The organism is Rhodococcus sp. MALMAid1271, assembly GCF_049195265.1.
Taxonomy (GTDB): Bacteria; Actinomycetota; Actinomycetes; order Mycobacteriales; family Mycobacteriaceae; genus Rhodococcoides.
Window position 1 is genome coordinate 67185 of sequence record NZ_JBMIRQ010000087.1, and the last position, 18295, is coordinate 85479.

The 18295-nt window shown below is 64.7% G+C and carries 16 protein-coding genes; 10 read left to right on the forward strand and 6 right to left on the reverse strand.

Going from position 1 to position 18295, the window contains the following annotated elements:
* Positions 1 to 14: 14 nt before the first annotated feature.
* On the forward strand, positions 15 to 3779 hold the full coding sequence (locus ACOQFP_RS13095; protein WP_421584559.1) for a multifunctional oxoglutarate decarboxylase/oxoglutarate dehydrogenase thiamine pyrophosphate-binding subunit/dihydrolipoyllysine-residue succinyltransferase subunit: 3765 nt from the start codon (positions 15 to 17) through the stop codon (positions 3777 to 3779).
* A gap of 294 nt (positions 3780 to 4073) precedes the next feature.
* On the opposite strand, the gene ACOQFP_RS13100 is transcribed toward ACOQFP_RS13095, so the two are convergent.
* A complete protein-coding gene (locus ACOQFP_RS13100; RefSeq protein WP_341245399.1) occupies positions 4074 to 4721 on the reverse strand; it encodes a TetR/AcrR family transcriptional regulator in 648 nt (215 codons plus the stop codon).
* A gap of 69 nt (positions 4722 to 4790) precedes the next feature.
* Here ACOQFP_RS13100 and ACOQFP_RS13105 point away from each other — a divergent pair, with 69 nt between their 5' ends.
* From ACOQFP_RS13105 to ACOQFP_RS13115, 3 genes are read left to right on the forward strand one after another with little or no spacing between them, the layout of a single operon-like run.
* A complete protein-coding gene (locus ACOQFP_RS13105) occupies positions 4791 to 6362 on the forward strand; it encodes a flavin-containing monooxygenase (protein ID WP_421584560.1) in 1572 nt (523 codons plus the stop codon).
* Positions 6359 to 7192 (forward strand): SDR family NAD(P)-dependent oxidoreductase, encoded by an 834-nt coding sequence (locus ACOQFP_RS13110; RefSeq protein WP_421584561.1) that lies wholly within the window; start codon positions 6359 to 6361, stop codon positions 7190 to 7192. Before ACOQFP_RS13105 ends, ACOQFP_RS13110 begins: the two co-directional genes overlap by 4 nt.
* A gap of 12 nt (positions 7193 to 7204) precedes the next feature.
* Positions 7205 to 8161: an alpha/beta hydrolase gene (locus ACOQFP_RS13115; RefSeq protein ID WP_206490241.1), complete on the forward strand. Its 957-nt coding sequence runs from the start codon at positions 7205 to 7207 to the stop codon at positions 8159 to 8161.
* Here the strand turns inward: ACOQFP_RS13115 and ACOQFP_RS13120 are convergent.
* Positions 8117 to 9013 (reverse strand): glycine betaine ABC transporter substrate-binding protein, encoded by an 897-nt coding sequence (locus ACOQFP_RS13120; RefSeq protein WP_421584562.1) that lies wholly within the window; start codon positions 9011 to 9013, stop codon positions 8117 to 8119. The genes ACOQFP_RS13115 and ACOQFP_RS13120 overlap by 45 nt on opposite strands.
* 208 nt (positions 9014 to 9221) lie before the next feature.
* Here ACOQFP_RS13120 and ACOQFP_RS13125 point away from each other — a divergent pair, with 208 nt between their 5' ends.
* From ACOQFP_RS13125 to ACOQFP_RS13140, 4 genes are read left to right on the forward strand one after another with little or no spacing between them, the layout of a single operon-like run.
* The gene (locus tag ACOQFP_RS13125; RefSeq protein WP_206490239.1) at positions 9222 to 10196 is read left to right on the forward strand and encodes an ABC transporter substrate-binding protein; all 975 of its coding nucleotides are present in this window, start codon (positions 9222 to 9224) and stop codon (positions 10194 to 10196) included.
* A complete protein-coding gene (locus ACOQFP_RS13130) occupies positions 10196 to 11347 on the forward strand; it encodes an ABC transporter ATP-binding protein (protein ID WP_421584563.1) in 1152 nt (383 codons plus the stop codon). The genes ACOQFP_RS13125 and ACOQFP_RS13130 overlap by 1 nt, the downstream gene beginning before the upstream one ends.
* Complete coding sequence (locus ACOQFP_RS13135; RefSeq protein WP_206490237.1) at positions 11344 to 12009, forward strand: ABC transporter permease; 666 nt, start codon at positions 11344 to 11346, stop codon at positions 12007 to 12009. The genes ACOQFP_RS13130 and ACOQFP_RS13135 overlap by 4 nt, the downstream gene beginning before the upstream one ends.
* Complete coding sequence (locus tag ACOQFP_RS13140; protein ID WP_421584570.1) at positions 12006 to 12698, forward strand: ABC transporter permease; 693 nt, start codon at positions 12006 to 12008, stop codon at positions 12696 to 12698. The genes ACOQFP_RS13135 and ACOQFP_RS13140 overlap by 4 nt, the downstream gene beginning before the upstream one ends.
* A gap of 104 nt (positions 12699 to 12802) precedes the next feature.
* On the opposite strand, the gene ACOQFP_RS13145 is transcribed toward ACOQFP_RS13140, so the two are convergent.
* The 4 genes from ACOQFP_RS13145 to ACOQFP_RS13160 all read right to left on the reverse strand — a co-directional run bounded on the left by ACOQFP_RS13145 (position 12803) and on the right by ACOQFP_RS13160 (position 16035).
* A complete protein-coding gene (locus ACOQFP_RS13145; protein WP_206490632.1) occupies positions 12803 to 13951 on the reverse strand; it encodes an NAD(P)-dependent malic enzyme in 1149 nt (382 codons plus the stop codon).
* A gap of 352 nt (positions 13952 to 14303) precedes the next feature.
* Positions 14304 to 14591, reverse strand: coding sequence for a hypothetical protein (locus ACOQFP_RS13150; protein WP_206490236.1), 288 nt, complete (start codon positions 14589 to 14591; stop codon positions 14304 to 14306).
* Entirely contained in the window at positions 14588 to 15202 is a 615-nt protein-coding gene (locus tag ACOQFP_RS13155; RefSeq protein ID WP_206490235.1) for a MarC family protein, read from the reverse strand. The genes ACOQFP_RS13150 and ACOQFP_RS13155 overlap by 4 nt, the downstream gene beginning before the upstream one ends.
* Entirely contained in the window at positions 15199 to 16035 is an 837-nt protein-coding gene (locus ACOQFP_RS13160) for a PHP domain-containing protein (protein WP_421584564.1), read from the reverse strand. Before ACOQFP_RS13160 ends, ACOQFP_RS13155 begins: the two co-directional genes overlap by 4 nt.
* Before the next feature lie 58 nt (positions 16036 to 16093).
* Between ACOQFP_RS13160 and ACOQFP_RS13165 the strand changes: the two genes are divergently transcribed.
* Both ACOQFP_RS13165 and ACOQFP_RS13170 read left to right on the forward strand, forming a co-directional pair.
* Positions 16094 to 17182 carry a magnesium and cobalt transport protein CorA gene (locus tag ACOQFP_RS13165; RefSeq protein ID WP_421584565.1) on the forward strand — a complete coding sequence of 363 codons (1089 nt, stop codon included), beginning with the start codon at positions 16094 to 16096 and terminating at the stop codon, positions 17180 to 17182.
* 140 nt (positions 17183 to 17322) lie between these two features.
* The gene (locus ACOQFP_RS13170) at positions 17323 to 18294 is read left to right on the forward strand and encodes a lipase (protein ID WP_341244616.1); all 972 of its coding nucleotides are present in this window, start codon (positions 17323 to 17325) and stop codon (positions 18292 to 18294) included.
* The last annotated feature ends 1 nt before the right edge of the window (position 18295 follow it).

Below are 18295 nucleotides of genomic sequence, written 5' to 3' on the forward strand. Positions count from 1 at the left end.
GGCGAACTACTGCCGTGAGCAGCAGCTCTACTACCCAATTCGGACAGAACCAATGGCTGGTCGACGAGATGTACCAGCGATTCAAGCAGGATCCTTCCTCCGTCGACGCAAGCTGGCACGAGTTTCTCACCGGGTACGACCCCGATGCCGTGACCGAGGACCAGACAGCCGCTGACTCCAACGGTGCGTCCGGAAACGGCGCGGCCTCGAACGGTAGCTCCACCAAGTCTGCTCCCCCTGCAGCACCTGCACCTCCGGCCAAGCCTGCCGCGTCCGCTGCGCCGAAGGCCGCAGCGAAGACCGAGGCACCGAAGGCCGCTGCTCCCAAGTCCGATGCACCGAAGCCTGCCGAGAAGAAGGCAGCTCCGGCCAAGCCCGCCGCAGCCGAATTCGGCGAAGAGTCGAGCAAGGTCCTCCGCGGTGCCGCAGCTGCGGTCGCGAAGAACATGTCTGCCTCGCTGCAGATCCCCACCGCGACCAGTGTGCGTGCGATCCCGGCGAAGCTCATGGTCGACAACCGCCTCGTCATCAACAACCATCTCGCGCGTACCCGCGGTGGCAAGATCTCGTTCACACACCTTCTCGGCTACGCCATCGTGCAAGCCGTCAAGGCGTTCCCGAACATGAATCGTCATTTCGCCGAGGTCGACGGCAAGCCGAACGCAGTCACCCCGGCATCGATCAATCTCGGCCTCGCGATCGACCTGCCCGGCAAGGACGGGAATCGTTCCCTCGTCGTCGCCGCCATCAAGGACACCCAGGACTTCACCTTCACGCAGTTCTACAACGCGTACGAGGACATCGTTCGCCGCGCCCGCGACGGCAAGCTCACCGGTGACGACTTCCAGGGCGTCACGATCTCGCTGACCAACCCCGGCGGCATCGGAACCGTCCACTCCGTGCCGCGTCTGATGAACGGTCAAGGTGCCATCATCGGTGCCGGTGCGATGGAATACCCCGCCGAGTTCCAGGGAGCCAGCGACGAGCGCCTCGCCGAGATCGGTGTCGGCAAGCTCATGACGCTGACCTCGACGTACGACCACCGCATCATCCAGGGTGCGGAGTCCGGCGACTTCCTCAAGACCATCCACAACCTGCTGATCAGCGACGAGTTCTACGACGAGCTGTTCCATTCGCTCAAGATCCCGTACGAGCCCATCCGCTGGCGCAAGGATCTGCCCGAGGGCACGGTCGACAAGAACACCCGCGTGCTCGAGCTCATCGCCGCGTACCGCAACCGCGGTCACCTGATGGCCGATACCGATCCGTTGCAGTTCACCAAGGACAAGTTCCGGATGCATCCGGACCTCGACGTGATCAGCCACGACCTCACGCTGTGGGACCTCGACCGCGAGTTCAAGGTCGGCGGATTCCACGGCAAGGACAAGATGAAGCTGCGGGACGTGCTCAGCGTGCTGCGCGACTCGTACTGCCGCCACGTCGGCGTCGAATACACGCACATCCTCGAAACCGAGCAGGTGTCGTGGCTGCAGGAGCGCGTCGAAGCTACGCACGTCAAACCGACTGTGGCGCAACAGAAATACATCCTGAGCAAGCTCAATGCGGCTGAGGCGTTCGAGACGTTCTTGCAGACCAAGTACGTCGGGCAGAAGCGCTTCTCGCTCGAAGGTGCCGAGTCCGTCATCCCGATGATGGACTCCGTCATCGACCAGAGCGCCGAATATGCCCTCGACGAGGTTGTCATCGGCATGCCGCACCGCGGCCGACTGAACGTGCTCGCCAACATCGTCGGCAAGCCCTACTCGAAGATCTTCACCGAGTTCGAAGGCAACATGAACCCGGCCGCCGCTCACGGCTCCGGCGACGTGAAGTACCACCTCGGTGCCGAGGGCACCTACATCCAGATGTTCGGTGAGAACGACATCAAGGTCTCGCTCACCGCCAACCCGTCGCACCTCGAAGCCGTCGATCCGGTTCTCGAAGGCCTCGTTCGCGCCAAGCAGGACATGCTGGACAAGGGAACCGGCCAGGGCGGATATTCCGTTCTGCCGCTGATGCTGCACGGTGATGCCGCGTTCGCGGGTCAGGGCGTCGTAGCCGAGACCCTGAACCTGTCCGATCTGCGCGGCTACCGCACCGGCGGCACTGTGCACATCGTCGTCAACAACCAGGTCGGCTTCACCACCTCGCCGGAGTTCTCGCGCTCCTCCGAGTACTGCACCGACGTGGCGAAGATGATCGCCGCCCCGATCTTCCACGTCAACGGCGACGACCCGGAGGCATGCGCCTGGGTTGCTCAGCTGGCGGTGGACTTCCGTCAGAAGTTCCACAAGGACGTCGTCATCGACATGATCTGCTACCGCCGCCGCGGCCACAACGAGGGCGACGACCCCTCGATGACCCAGCCGGCGATGTACGACGTGATCGACACCAAGCGAAGCGTCCGCAAGAGCTACACCGAATCGCTCATCGGCCGCGGAGACATCTCGCTCAAGGAAGCCGAGGACGCCCTCCGCGACTACCAGGGCCAGCTCGAACGCGTCTTCAACGAGGTACGCGAACTCGAGAAGTACACCCCCGAGCCCAGCGAGTCCGTGGAGCTCGACCAGCAGCTGCCGACCAAGCTCAAGACAGCTGTGGACAAGTCGGTGCTGCACCGCATCGGCGACGCCCACCTCGATGTACCCGACGGCTTCAACGTGCACCCCCGCGTCAAGCCGGTGCTCGAGAAGCGTCGCGAGATGGCGCACGAGGGCAAGGTCGACTGGGCCTTCGGCGAGCTCCTCGCGCTCGGATCGCTCGTGGACGAAGGACGCAACATCCGTCTCTCCGGCCAGGACACCCGCCGCGGCACGTTCACGCAGCGGCACTCGGTGATCATCGACCGCAAGACCGGTGCCGAGTACACGCCGCTGCAGAACATCGGCAGCGACAACCCCGGCAAGTTCATGGTCTACGACTCCGCACTGAGCGAGTTCGCCGCCGTGGGCTTCGAATACGGCTACTCCGTGGGTAACCCGGACGCGCTGGTGATGTGGGAAGCGCAGTTCGGCGACTTCGTCAACGGCGCGCAGTCCATCATCGACGAGTTCATCTCGTCCGGCGAAGCCAAGTGGGGTCAGCTCTCCGACGTCGTACTGCTGCTGCCGCACGGACACGAGGGCCAGGGCCCCGACCACACGTCCGGTCGCATCGAACGCTTCCTGACGCTGTGCGCCGAGGGATCGATGACAGTGGCAGTCCCCTCGACGCCTGCGAACTACTTCCACCTTCTGCGTCGGCACGCGCGTGACGGCATCCGTCGCCCGCTGATCGTCTTCACCCCGAAGTCGATGCTGCGTAACAAGGCTGCGGTGAGCAACATCGAGGACTTCACCGACGGCAAGTTCCACTCGGTGTTCGACGAGCCCACCTACGACACCGGCACCGGTGACCGCAGTGCGGTCAAGCGCGTGCTCATGGTCAGCGGCAAGCTCTACTACGAGCTCCTCGCTCGCAAGCAGAAGGACAACCGCGACGACGTCGCGATCGTGCGAGTCGAGCAGCTCTACCCCGTGCCGGTGCATCGGATCCGGGAAGCTCTCGAGAGCTACCCCAACGCAACCGAGTTCCGCTGGGTCCAGGAAGAGCCCGCGAACCAGGGCGCATGGCCGTTCTTCGGTCTTGCACTACCCGAGCTCATGCCCGAAAAGCTGGTCGGAATCAAGCGCATCTCGCGTCGCGCAATGTCCGCCCCGTCCTCGGGCTCGAGCAAGGTCCACGCCGTCGAGCAGCTCGAAATCATCGACGAGGCCTTCAACGCGGTCGGCGAAGGCTAGAAAAGTTCGGTAACGACAGCGGCCCACTCCTTCGGGAGTGGGCCGCTGTTGTCGTTTCTGGGCTCCCCCGTTCCGCGTCAATGGACCATTGCATACGTCTGAGCAGTACAACGGTCTATTCACGCAGAGTTAGGGGCTGCGTGAATGAACCCTTGCATACGTCTGAGGAGTGCAAGGGTCCATTGACGCGGGCGGGGCGGGGGTGCAGGCGGGCGGGGCGGGGGCACGCGGGCGGGGCTGAAGCGGGGCGGGGTGCAGCGGGCGGGGGATGCAGGCGGGCGGGGCGCTCAGGTCTCAGGCGTCGGCGTCGGATCCCAGGAGTGCGGAGATCATGCTGGGTGCCAGGGCGACGGCGGGCAGGGCGTTGACGTTCAGGTCGATCAGCTCGTCGCGGGTGATCTGCGGATCCCGGAGCCAGGTGATAGTGGCCTCTTCCACGAAGGCGATCCAGCCGCGAACGGCGAGGTCGATGGTGGGGGTGACCTCCATGTCGAGGCCCGCGAGTTGGACGAGGGTGCGGTCGGCCATGGCGGTGCGGGTCTGCTCGAACACCTCTCGCATCTGGGGGTCTCCGCTGGCCGTGCCGCGGAGCAGGGAGATGAAGGTGTCGCGCTTCTCGCTGACGTAATCGACGTAGTTGGCGATGGAATCGCGGAGGATCTCGAAGGGTTCGAGATCGGGATCAGGGGCTGTTCTCTCGATCATCGACCGGGATGCTTCGCGGACTATTTCGAGGTGAAAGTCCTGCTTGGAGGCGAAGTAGTGGAAGAGCAGGCCTCGTGAGACGCCCGCTTGATCGGCGATGTCCTCGACGGAGATCTGTTCGAGGGGTCGGTCGGCGAGCATCTCGGTGCCGAGTTCGATCAGCTGCGCTCGTCGTTGTTGCGGGCTGAGCCTGGTCCGCTTCGTCGTCGATACTCCTGCATGGTTCACATCCGCCATGCAATCATCCTATTGAATAGTAGTCAATAACTATTGACTCACACTCAATAAGCTCCTATTCTGCTCTACATGAGTCTTCCCGTAACAGATACTTCGGACCGTGCAACGACGCCGCGTCACGTCGATACGCTGATCATCGGCAGCGGATTCGCCGGCCTCGGTGCCGCGATCAAGCTGACGAAGGCAGGCAAGAAGGACTTCGTCGTCATCGAACGCGGCCACGACGTGGGCGGCACCTGGCGCGACAACACCTACCCCGGCGCGGCCTGCGACGTACCGTCCCATCTGTACTCCTACTCGTTCGCTCTGAATCCGGATTGGACGCGCTCGTTCTCCACACAGCCCGAGATTCAGAAGTACATCGCCGGCGTGGCACGCAAGTACGGCGTGATGGACAAGCACGTGTTCGGGACGGACGTGACATCGGCGCGCTGGAATGCCGGAACCAGTCGCTGGGACGTCGAGACCACCAGCGGCAACTACACCGCCAAGATCGTCGTCTCCGCCGTCGGCGCATTGTGTGAGCCGAACCTGCCCGATATCAAGGGAATTCACGACTTCGAGGGCGACGTCTTCCACTCCGCACAGTGGAATCACGACATCTCGCTCGCAGGTAAGCGGGTTGCCGTCATCGGCACCGGTGCGTCGTCGATTCAAATCGTGCCTGCCATCGCAGGTCAGGTGGAGCATCTGGACGTGTACCAGCGCACGGCCCCGTGGGTCCTCCCCCGCGCCGATCGCCCGTACACCAAGCTCGAGCGCTTCGCCTTCAAGCATGTTCCCGGTTTCCAGCGACTGTCCCGCGCCGGCATCTACGCACTGCGCGAGACGCAGGTCGTCGGACTGGCCAAGGCCCCGGCATTCATGAAGCCGTTGCAGTGGGCGTCGGAGAACCACCTGCGCACCCAGATCAAGGACAAGACTCTGCGCGCCAAGGTCACCCCGAATTTCAGGATCGGCTGCAAGCGCATGCTGATCTCCAACACGTACTACCCGGCGCTGGCCCAGAGCAACGTCGAACTCGTCACCGACGGCATCGCCGAGATTCGGGCCGGATCCATCGTGACCACAGACGGCACCGAGCGCCCCATCGACGCACTCGTCGTCGCCACCGGCTTCCACGTCACCGACTCCCCCGCCTACCACGGCATCACCGGCAAGGACGGCCGCACGCTGGCCGAGACCTTCGACGAACACGGCCAACAGGTCTACAAGGGGGCGGCGGTGGCCAACTTCCCCAACATGTTCTTCCTGGTGGGACCCAATACGGGCCTGGGACATACCTCGATGGTCTTCATGATCGAATCGCAGATCAACTACCTGGTCGACGCATTGAACACCATCGACAGGCACGATATCGGCACCATCGAGGTGCGCAAGGACGTGCAGGACGACTACAACACCACCCTGCAGGACCAGCTGTCCAAGAGCGTCTGGATGAACGGCGGGTGCGCCAGCTGGTACCTCGACAAGCACGGCAACAACACCACGCTGTGGCCGGGCTTCACGTTCGAGTTCCGCCGCCAAACGAAGAAGTTCGATCTCGATGCGTACCGTAGCGTCGCAACCGCAGATCTGCCCTCCGCACCGTCGGCACACAGTCCCGCCGACCACAACACAGACAAGGTGACCTCTCGATGAGCGCATTCACAGGCAAAGTAGCCGTCGTCACCGGCGCAGGCTCGGGAATCGGCCGCGCACTGGCCCTCGAACTGGCCGGACGCGGAGCGAAGCTGGCACTGTCCGATGTCGACACCGCCGGACTGGACGAGACGGTGCGCCGGGTCGAAGCACTGGGAGCCGAGTTCAAGTCGGACTTCCTCGACGTCTCCCAGCGTGAGACGGTGCTGGACTACGCAGACGCCGTGGTTGCGCATTTCGGCAGGGTCAACCAGATCTACAACAACGCGGGCATCGCCTATCACGGTGACGTCGACAAGTCCTCGTTCAAGGACATCGAACGCATCGTCGACGTCGATTTCTGGGGAGTGGTCAACGGCACCAAGGCCTTCCTGCCGCACATCCAGGCCTCGGGCGACGGCCACATCATCAACATCTCCAGCCTGTTCGGTCTGCTGGCGATCCCCTCGCAGTCCGCGTACAACGCGGCAAAGTTCGCGGTACGTGGTTTCAGCGAGTCCCTGCGCATCGAGATGCTGATCTCCAAGGCTCCGGTGAAGGTCACCGTGGTGCACCCCGGCGGCATCAAGACCGCCATCGCCCGCAACGCCACCGTCGCCGAGAACTACGACCAGGCCGATTTCGCCAAGTTCTTCGACACCAAGCTCGCCAAGACCACCCCGATCGATGCCGCCAAGACCATTCTCAAGGGTGTCGAGAAAGGAAAGGGTCGAGTCCTCATCGGTTCCGACGCCATCGCACTGGATCTGTTGCAGCGGATCACCGGTTCGCGGTACCAGGGCCTGATCGCCGCGGTGTCCAAGCGCGCGCTGCCGCGCACGAAGAAGTAGGCGGTACCGCAGGTGAAGTCCTTCTACGTACCGCTACCGATCGTCGCGGCGGCACTGAAGCCGTTCTACCGTGTTGCCCTGAACCCACGGTTGTCGTTTCGGATGCAGCGCCGCATCCTCGAAGCCGGGGCACCGTTGCAGACGCTTCCGCACGGAACCGTCGCGCAGAAACTGACGTTGGCAGGACGACGGGCCGAGCGCATCACCGTCGGCGCGACCGAACGCGATACCGCGATCTTGTATCTGCACGGTGGCGCGTACACGATCGGATCGATCAATACGCACCGCTCGCTGGCTGCGCACCTGGCCAGGGAGTCGGCCAGTGCCGTGTACGTACTCGACTACCGATTGGCACCGGAGAATCCGTACCCGGCAGGTTTGGACGACGCCGTCGCGGCATTTCGGGAGCTCGTGCGACTGCACGGCTTCCCGGCGCAACGCATCGCCATCGCCGGTGACTCCGCGGGCGGCGGCCTGACCGTTGCCACCGCGCGGCGCCTGGTGGACGACGGAACCAGCCCGGCGGCCCTCGGTCTGATCTCGCCATGGATCGATCCAGGAGCGCGCGATGCAGCCAAGGACCGCGACCTGGTGGTCAACACGGGATGGTCGTACAGCTCGGCCGAGGCTTATCTCGGGTCCGGTGACCCGCTCGACCAGGGTTTCGCACCGTTGTTGGGCAACTTGGACGGATTGCCGCCGACGGTGATGCACGTGGGCACCTCCGAGGTGCTGTACCCGCAGATCACCGCATTCGCGGACAAGCTTCGCCTCTCGGGGGTCGAACTGGAACACGTCGAATACAAGAAACTCTGGCACGTGGCCCACCTGCAGGCATCGATCCTGCGTGAGGCCGCCCATGCCGTCCAGCACATGGGCGGTTACCTCGGCCGCAAAGTCAGGTCAGGGCAGCAGAACCACCCGTCACAGGGTGTGCTCACCGAGCCAACGGCCAGCGACATCGCCTGACGGCACACCACTGCGGACCTCGCCGATCATGTCGGCGAGGTCCGCAGTGGTCAGCTCCCCCGCTACCACCGAGAACGACCGCAGAGCGCTCTCGCTCAGCAGCCCGTTGCGGTAGAGCGGCACCACGTTCTGCGCCGGGTACACGTGATCCTCGTCGGGCAATGTGGTGAGATCCTTCGCCAGTGGGCCGAACGAGGCGGTACGAATCGCGAGCGACTCCACCTCTCCCGCGTTCAACCCCTCGACGGCGGTCTGTGCATCGGAATACTGAACGACATCGGTGACCGCCGCGCCCGTGAACGTGGGCAGCTGCCGAGTGGGAAAGGCCCGCACGACATCGGTCGGATCGACCTGTCCATCGACGATTCCCACCGTCCTGTCCTCGCGCCGCAAGAAGTCCGTCACAGTCGTCCCATCGGCAAACTCGCTGCCCGACGCCACCGCGATGGCAAGTCGGTCCTCGGCCGTCGCGTAATCCCCCACCGACAGACCGGCCGGCAGTGAGCGGTTCAGATCCGTGTAGACGTCCTCGGCCTCGGTGGCCCCGGAAAGAGTGTCGAAGGTGCGCAGCAGCTCTCCGGTCAGGTCGGGAACCATCGTCACCTCACCGCGGTCCAGCGCTGCGAGGTAGTCGGCACGATCGCCCAGGTCTTCCTTCACCTCGACGTCCACTCCTGTCGACCGCAGGCCACCGGCGTAGATCTGCGCGAGCAAGCGGGAGAGGTCCGAACTGCCGGATCCGACGACGGGCGTAGCTGCGGAGCCGGTCGGCGTGGCCGCACTGCAGCCGCCGAGCAATCCGGCGATCGAGATCACCGCAGCCGCGGCCAGAACCGAGGAACGCACTGTCATTTTCTCCTGTTCACAGCGTGCACGGGTTTACCGATCTCGGCAGCGGGGCACAGATGCGAACGAGACGGTAGTCGAACCAACCTTATGGGCTCGGCGATTTCGACTACCATCCCGAGCAGCCCGAGTCCTGATTCTTCCGATCCGCCTGCTGTCCGGTGGTGATCGGCGGAGCTGGGTAGGACTGTGCCCGAACCGATGGAAGGACACCATGACCACCTCCCGAATCACGCGTGCGTTCTCCGCTCCGAGGGCCGTGGCAGCCGTTGCCGCACTCGCTCTCTCGGTCACCGCCTTGACCGCTTGCGGCGGAAATTCGGACCCACTCTCGAGCGGTGGCGGCGAGAGCAACGACGACACCAACTCCATCATCATCGGTTCGGCCAACTTCCCCGAGTCGGAAACGGTGGCGAACATCTATGCCGAGGCACTGCGCGCCAACGGCTTCGATGTGAGCACCAAGCTCAACATCGGCAGCCGCGAGGCGTACATCCCCGCCCTCCGGGACGGGTCGATCGATCTGATCCCCGATTACACCGGCAACCTGCTGCAGTACTTGGATCAGTCCGCTACCGCCACGTCCTCCGCGGATGTGCTCGCGGCACTGCCTGCCGCCCTCGGTGACGATCTCACCGTGACCGAGCCCGCCCCAGGCGAGGACAAGGACGCCGTCGTCGTCACTCGCTCGACTGCGACCGAACGCAACCTCACCACCATCGGCGATCTCGCGCCGTTCTCGTCCGAGGTGACCTTCGCGGGCACGCCCGAGTTCCAGGAACGCGTCGGCGGCCTGCCAGGGCTCGCGGCCAAGTACAACCTCGACATCCCGGCAGGCAATTACGTGCCGATCTCGGACGGGGGTGGACCGGCCACGGTCGAGGCACTCGTCTCGGGCCAGGTCGTCGCTGCGGACATCTTCACCACTTCGCCTGCGATCGCACAGAACGACCTGGTGGTCCTCGAGGACCCGGAGAACAACTTCGCCGCCCAGAATGTCATCCCGGTGCTGCGGACGGCCAAGCAGTCGGACAAGCTCACCCAGGTTCTCGATGCGGTCTCGGCGCAGATCACCACCGACGAGCTGATCGCACTGAACACCTCGGTGTCCGGTGACGAGAAAGCCGAGCCGGCGGCTGCCGCGGCAGCGTGGGTCAAGGACAAGGGCCTGGACCAGCCGGTCAGCTGATGATCACATTCGAGCAGGTCAACAAGACGTATCCGGACAACACCACGGCCGTCGACTCCCTGGACCTGGTGATCGAACCACACTCGTTCACCGTGTTCGTTGGGCCGTCCGGCTGTGGAAAGACCACGTCGATGCGGATGATCAACCGCATGATCACGCCCACGTCCGGGGTGATCACGGTCGACGGGCGCAATATCGCCGATACCGACGCGGTGAAGCTGCGGCGCGGCATCGGCTACGTCATCCAGAGTGCCGGACTGTTGCCGCACCGCACCGTCGTCGACAACGTCGCGACGGTTCCGGTCCTCAACGGACAGTCCCGCCGCGCGGCGCGTAAGGCCGCACTCGAGGTACTCGAACGCGTCGGCCTCGACCCGGCCCTCGCCGCTCGCTATCCAGCGCAACTGTCCGGCGGACAGCAGCAACGGGTCGGGGTGGCACGGGCGCTGGCCGCCGACCCACCGATTCTGTTGATGGACGAGCCGTTCAGCGCAGTCGATCCGGTGGTGCGGGAAGACCTGCAGACCGAGATGCTGCGGCTGCAGGACGAGCTGAAGAAGACCATCGTGTTCGTCACCCACGACATCGACGAGGCCGTACGGCTCGGCGATCACATCGCGGTCTTCGGGCCGCACGGTCGACTGCAGCAGTACGACACACCCGAGACCGTCCTGGCGGCCCCGGCGACGCCGTTCGTCGCGTCCTTCGTCGGTCGCGATCGCGGTTATCGAGGTCTGTCGTTCCGATCGGCGCAGTCGGTGACGCTGCATCCGATCGAGACGGCCACCGAAGACGAGGTCCGCGGACTTCGGTTGAGCCAGGGACAGTGGGTGCTCGTCGTCGATTCGCAGCGGCGTCCACTCGGCTGGGTCGACCCGACCGGAGTCGAGAAAGTGCGCGCCGGCCTGAGCACCGACGAGAGCACCGCGGCGGGCGGGTCCTTGTTCCTCGAGGGCGGAGATCTGCGTCAAGCACTCGACTCGGCGATCTCGTCACCGTCCGGTATCGGCGTCGCGGTCGACGCCTCGGGCGCGGCCGTCGGTAGCGTCGACGGTGCCGAAATCCTCGAAAACCTTGCCGCCCAGCGTAAGGCGGAAGACGAGGAGCGCAATCGGCACCATTTCATCGCTGCACAGGACGACGAACAGTGACCTGGCTGTTCGACAACTTCGATGTCGTTCTCGGCTACACGAAAACACACCTGTATCTCTCACTCGTCCCGCTGCTCATCGGGTTGCTGATCGCGGTCCCCGTCGGCACGCTCATCCGGAACAGGCGCTGGATCCGCCGAATCACGTTGACGGTGGCCAGCATTGCGTTCACTCTTCCGTCGCTGGCACTGTTCGTGACCATCCCCGCGGTGGTCGGCCTCCCGGTACTCGATCCGCTCAATGTGGTGATCGCCCTGACGGTGTACTCCACGGCACTGCTGATCCGTGCGGTGCCCGAGGCGCTCGATTCGGTGCCGTTCGCCGTGGTCGACTCGGCCGAGGCGATGGGTTTTTCGTCACTGCGACGGGCGGTGACCGTCGAGCTACCGTTGGCTCTTCCGGTGCTGATAGCCAACATTCGCGTCGTGACGGTCACCAACATCTCGTTGGTCTCGGTCGGGTCGGTGATCGGAATCGGTGGTCTCGGGCAGCTCTTCACACAGGGCTATCAACGTGATTATCCGGATCAGATCTTCGCGGGCATCATCTCGATCGTGTTCCTGGCGTTGATATTCGACGCGGCGCTGTATCTGCTGGGCCGTCGACTCACCCCGTGGACCCGGCCGAACTCGACATCGCCGACGAAGAAGGCGCGCACATGAACCTGTTCTCGGAGGCGTTTTCGTACATCGTCGACGGTGCCAATTGGGCCGGTCCGACGGGCATCGGCGCGCGCATGGTCGAGCACATGTGGTACTCCCTGCTGGCAGTGCTGCTCTCTGCTGCGATCGCGGTACCCATCGGTCTGCTCATCGGTCACCTGAGGCGCGGCGAGGCCGTGGTGGTCGGACTCGTCAATGCGCTTCGGTCCCTGCCCACCCTCGGCATCCTGGTGTTTCTGGTTCTGGTGATCGGATTGGGGCTGATGCCGCCGATCATCGCGCTGATCCTGCTCGGCATTCCGCCCCTGTTGGCAGGCACGTACGCCGGCATCGCGAACGTCGATGCGAACGTGGTCGACGCCGCCCGCGCCATGGGCATGACCGAAACCCAGGTATTGCTTCGGGTGGAGATCCCCAACGCGATGCCGCTCATCCTCGGCGGCCTACGCAATACGACGCTGCAGATCATCGCCACGGCGACCATTGCGGCGTACGTCAATCTCGGCGGACTCGGCAGATACATCTTCGACGGTCTCGCGCTGTACGACTACGTCCGAGTTCTGGTCGGCGCGATCCTGGTGGCCGTGCTGACCCTCGTCGTCGACGGCCTGCTTGCGCTCGCGGTGTGGGCATCCGTTCCCGGCACCGGTCGCCTGCACCGGACTCCCGCCGGGCCGGCCCAGGCCTGATTCCGCCCGTCCACTCCCGCCCGTCTGTTGCTGCTCGACAGCGAAAGACACCGGCGAACCACGGCCCTCGTAGGGCCGGGTTCGCCGGTGTTTCCTCCGTTTTCCTACGCGACGCCCTCGGCTCGCGCTGCTGCCGCAACTGCGTCCGCAACGGCCGGGGCGACACGAGGATCGAGTGGGCTCGGGACGATTTTGTCCGCAGCCAACTCGTCGCCGAGCACCGAGAGGATTGCCTCGGCAGCGGCGAGCTTCATGCCTTCGGTGATACGGCGAGCGCCCGCGTCGAGCGCACCCTTGAACACACCGGGAAAGGCGAGAACATTGTTGATCTGGTTCGGGAAGTCGCTTCGTCCGGTGGCGACGATGGCGGCGTACTTCCCTGCCACCTCCGGATGGATCTCCGGATCCGGGTTGGACAAGGCGAACACGATGGCCTGCGATGCCATCGAGGCGATGTAGCTCTCGTCGACGGTGCCAGCGGACAGACCGAGGAAGACGTCGGCCTCGGCCAACGCGTCGCCAGGTCCTCCGCTGACCCCACGTGGATTGGTGCGAGCCGCCAGATCCGCTTTGACGTCACCGAGGTCGCTGCGCCCCGCCGAGATGACCCCCTTGGAATCGAGCACCACCACATCGGAGATTCCGGCGGCCAGCAGAATGTTGGTGCACGCCACCCCCGCAGCGCCGGCACCGGACACGACCACCCGTAGCCCGGACAGAGCGCGCCCCTGCACCCGGGCCGCGCCGGTGAGCGCGGCCAGGACGACGATCGCCGTGCCGTGCTGGTCATCGTGCATCACCGGGCAGTCGAGGGCATCGATGACGCGTCGTTCGATCTCGAAGCACCGCGGCGCCGAGATGTCCTCGAGGTTGACGGCCCCGAAGCTGTGCCGCAGCCGCACGATGGTCTCGACGATCTCGTCGGAGTCGTGGGTATCGAGCACGATCGGAATGGAGTCGAGACCTGCGAACTTCTTGAACAGCGCGGCCTTGCCCTCCATCACCGGCAGCGACGCCCGGGGGCCGATATCGCCGAGGCCGAGCACTGCGGAACCGTCGGAGACGACGGCCACGAGGCGGTCGGTCCAGGTGTATCGCTTCGCGAGCGTCGGATCGGCGGCAATGGCACGGCTGACCTGGGCAACCCCCGGGGTGTACGCGATGGACAGATCCCGCTGGGTCTCGAGAGGTGCCGCCAGTTGGACCGACAGCTTGCCGCCGAGATGCCCGGCGAAAATCTCCTCGTCGGTGATTGCTGTCGGTTCTGCCGACGCTGTGGTTGCTGCTGCGGTGTTCTCGACTGCCGTCACGGTGAAAGCTCCTCACACGCTCGACCTCGACCGGCAAGGCGACGCGTGTCAACGAAAATGAGTGGTCTGGGTGATGAGGGCTGCCGGAGTGCGCCAGTGCTGGCTGCAGACTGCCGAGAGCGTGTCTCGCGCGTGAGGCGGGTGGCCTGCACGATCGGCGATGGGCTGTAGCCCTGTCGGTGCCTCAGTGTGCCACATCGCCGGTTCACCCGACCACAGAGTCAGAAACGGATCGGTCTCGGTTCCGCTACGGACGCCACCGCGCTCGTTGCCACGCCTATTGCCACCACTGCGCCTATTGCCACCATTGTGTCCACAGGACGAGTCCGGAAACGCCGAAGACCACGATCGCGCCGAGCACTGCAGCGGACCCACGCCGGTGGTCGACCACGCGCTGCGCGAGGACGACGACAACCGCGGCGAGGACATGAGCGGCAACCGAGAGGGCACCGGGACCGGGAAAGCCGCGAGAGTGGCCGAGATACTGCGTGACCGCCACACAGATCGCGAGCACCACCAGCCCGGCGGTGACGACACCACACACTCCGCGCAGGAACCGAAGTCCCACACCTGCCCCGGTCATCCTCCGGCCACGAATCCGCGGACCGACTCCGCAATCAGTTGCACCGCGATGGCGGCCAGCAACAAGCCCGCGATGCGTGCCAGCAACGAGATTCCACCTTCACCCAGCAACCGAATCAGCACCGTCGAGAAGCGCAGCACGAGGTAGAACAGTACGTGGATGGTGATGATGCCCGACGCGATCGCCAGCAGCGAACCGACCTGTCCGTCTGCCTGACTGACGTAGACGATCACTGCAGCAATGGCACCGGGGCCTGCCATCAACGGAGTACCCAGTGGCACCAGGGCCACGTTGACGTCCTCCGCAGCAGTGTCACCGCCCGCGCCTTTTCCGGTGAGCAGCGACAACGCGATGAGCAGAAGCAGCAAACCGCCCGCGCCCTGCAGTGCCGGAATGCCGATATGCAGGTAGCTCAGTATTGCCTGGCCACCGATCGCGAACACCGAGATGACGGTGAGTGAGACCGCGGGGGCCTGCCATGCCGCCTTGTTGCGGGCCTCCTTGCTCTGGCGGCCGACCAGAGACAGGAATACCGGGATGGCTCCCGGTGGATCCATGATGACGAACAGGGTGATCAACACCGTCAGATACAGCGTCACGTCGAAGGTCATGGGCGTGCCGCCGCAACGATCCGGTCGTATTGCTCGGGAGAAGTGGTGTATTCACCCAGCTCGACCGTCTTGTTGGTCCCGTGATAATCCGAGGAACCGGTGACGATCAGGTCCAGCTCCGCTGCCAGCTCGGCCATCACCGTCGTGTCTTGCACCGAGTGATCCATGTGATGGACCTCGACGCCCCCCAGTCCGAGCGCGGCGAGTTCGCGAACGTGGTCCAGATCGAGGATGCGGCCGCGAGAGCGTGCCCTGGCATGGGCGAGCACGCTGACCCCGCCTGCTGCCGAGATCATCTGCACCGCGAGCTCGAGCGGAGTATCGAGTTTCTCCACGTAGTACGGCCCATCGGTGGCCAACGGACCGGCGAACGCGGCATCCATGTTCGATACGTATCCGGCATCGATCAACGCGCGGCCCAGGTGCGGTCGTCCGGCAGCCTCTCCGGCCGAGGCCAGCACCGCGTCCGGGTCGATCGGCAGACCGTCGGCCGCCATGTTCTCGGCAATGGCGCGCAAGCGCGTCACCCGTTCGCCGCGTAGTCGTGCGCGCTCCTGCGCGAACGCCTCGTCTTCGGGGTCGAACAGGTACGCGAGCAGGTGCACCGGCACCGGCTCACCGTCCTCGCCACGTCCGGTGCACGAGAGCTCCATACCGCGCACGAGGGTCAGGCCGGACGGCACCGCCGCGGCCGCCTCGTCCCATCCCGAGGTGGTGTCGTGATCGGTCAGGGCCACCACCGACAGACCCGCTGCCGAGGCGGCGCGGACCAGCTCGGCGGGGCTGTCGGTACCGTCGGACGCCGTCGAGTGAGTGTGAAGGTCGATGCGCACCTTCGACAGTGTTCCAGGCCCACTCTCTCGTCGTTTTGCTGGCGTACGATTGCCCGCCATGCCGTCCCTTCCCCCTCGACCGTCGCTCCCGTCACTGCACAGACGAGGATCCAAGGCCGATCACGATCCGGCCCCACGAATCCCGGTGCCCACGGCCCGCGCGATCGTCGACTGCGCGGTGTACGTCGACGGGGCCAGATTGCCCGGCAGGTTCACGCACACCTCGGCTATCGCCGAGGTACGAGCACGCGGCGAAGGGTTCGTGTGGGTCGGTCTGCACGCACCCGACGATCATCAGATGAACGCGATCGCCCAGTGCTACGGGCTGCACGAGTTGATGGTCGAGGACACCGTGCACGCGCACCAACGCCCCAAGCTCGAGCGCTACGACGACGTCGCGTTCCTCGTACTGCGAACAGTGAAATACGTCGAACACGAGTCGGTGACGACCGCCAACGAAATCGTCGAGAGCGGCGAGATCATGGTGATGGTCGGCCGCGAGTTCGTCATCACCGTCCGGCACGGCGAGCATTCGGGACTGGCAGGGGTTCGGCACCGCCTCGAATCGAACCCGGAACAGCTCGCGCTCGGTCCGTCGGCGGTGCTGCACGCGGTGGCCGACCACGTCGTCGACGAATATCTGGCGGTGACCGACTCGATCGAGCGGGACGTCGACAGCATGGAAGAGGAGGTGTTCTCGCCCGATCACCACGTGCCGATCGAGAACATCTACCTGCTCAAGCGGGAGGTCGTCGAGCTACGTCGTTCGGTGACGCCCCTGTCGACGCCGTTGGCGAGGCTGGTCCAGGAACCGAGCGTCCCCAAGGCCGTGCGGCGTTATCTGCGCGACGTACAGGACCACCACACGACGGTCGCCGAGCGGATCTCCGAGTACGACGAGGTGCTGAGCTCACTGGTCGACGCAGCGCTGGCCCGCGTGACGATGCAGCAGAACTTGGACATGCGCAAGATCTCGGCGTGGGTGGCGATCGCCGCCGTGCCCACGATGGTCGCGGGCATCTACGGGATGAACTTCGACAACATGCCCGAATTGCATTGGCGGTACGGCTATTACACGATCGCCGCGATCGTCGCGTGTGTGTGCATCGCACTGTGGCGGACATTCCACAAGAACGATTGGCTCTAGCGACCACAGTCGACGTTTGGACCTCGTCCAACAAATCCACACGGTTGTCGGTAATTGCACCGACCGTCTCCTGGCGGTCGGCCCGCCGGTTCGCCCCGGATGAGACTGCAGAGATCTGCAGGCCCGTCCGGAAGGCATCGATGAAGATCCGCACACCGATACTGGCATCGATCGTCGCCATCGTCTGCACGTACGCACCGGGCGCTGCCTCGGCCCAGCCTGTTCTCTCGGTGGCCGATACCGGACCCGAGCTCACCGTCCCGCAATCCGATCTCGATCGCGCACTGACCTGCACCACCGATCTGCAGGACGCCACCCGCGACCCGGTCCTGCTGACTCCGGCATTCGCCACCGATCAGCAGTCGTTCGGCTGGAACTACCTACAGTCCCTTCCCGCCATCGGCATCCCGGTATGCAGCCTGTCGTTCCCCGACGAGGGCTACGGAGACCTGCAGATCTCGGCGCAGTACGTGGTGCATGCCGTTCGGACGATGGCCGCCGCCAGTGGCCGCAAGGTGGTCATGATGGGTCACCAGCACGGTCCCCTGGACGAACTGTGGGCCCTGACGTTCTGGCCGGACCTGCCTGCGCTGGTGTCGGATTTCATCTCGCTCGCCACCCCGTACAACGGCACCGATTCGGCCCGAAACGGGTGCGACGACGCCGAGAAGTGCCCGCCTGCCAACTGGCAGATCGCCACCGGGTCGCGGTTTCTCACAGCATTGGCCGCACGCCCGCTGCCGCAGGGGCCCAGCTACACCTCGATCTTCACGCGATTCGACGAACTGATCTATCCGCAGCCTCGGGCGAGCACCCTCGCCGGAGCCGCGAACATCGCCGTGCAGGACATATGTCCGCTGCGGCCGGTCGAGCACTTCACCATTCTCGGCGACAATGTTGCCTTCAACATCGTCCTCGACGCACTCGATCACGATGGACCTGCGGTCCGGGAACGTATTTCGCACAATCTGTGCTTCACGTTCAGCATGCCGAACGTGCGCTCCTCCGCGGAATCAGCGAAGAACGGCGTGAAATTCCTGCTTCAGGTGCCCCGGCATTTCCTGCACGACTCCGTGGACAGCGAGCCGGAGTTGGCGTCCTACGCGCAGTGAG